The organism is Pseudomonas sp. SIMBA_067 (genome assembly GCF_046534675.1).
GTDB lineage: Bacteria > Pseudomonadota > Gammaproteobacteria > Pseudomonadales > Pseudomonadaceae > Aquipseudomonas > Aquipseudomonas putida.
Map to the genome: position 1 here is coordinate 1 of NZ_JAWRYH010000809.1, position 256 is coordinate 256.

General features: G+C 49.2%; 1 pseudogene. It reads right to left on the reverse strand.

The features are described 5' to 3' along the window. Positions 1 to 256, reverse strand: a pseudogene (locus SB765_RS31445) (IS4 family transposase); the annotation flags it as partial.

The window sequence follows — 256 nt, forward strand, 5'->3', positions numbered from 1 at the left end:
TCGTCCTTTTCGACGATTCTCGCTGAGCAGTCGGGTTTTACTGATTAATGCTTTTTCGGGAGGAAGTGATACGGCAATGAGACGTGCCGGAAAGGGAGCTCCGGCTTTTTTATTACCTGAATTGCCTATCATTACAGTGGTTTCACCGTTCTTACCGCAATCCAGCCCGCGCAGAAAACCCATCATGTCAAAGCGCATTCCTTCTGCAGTTAACCAGCGCAATCCTCGCCAGTGAACCCGGACGATATAATCAGCT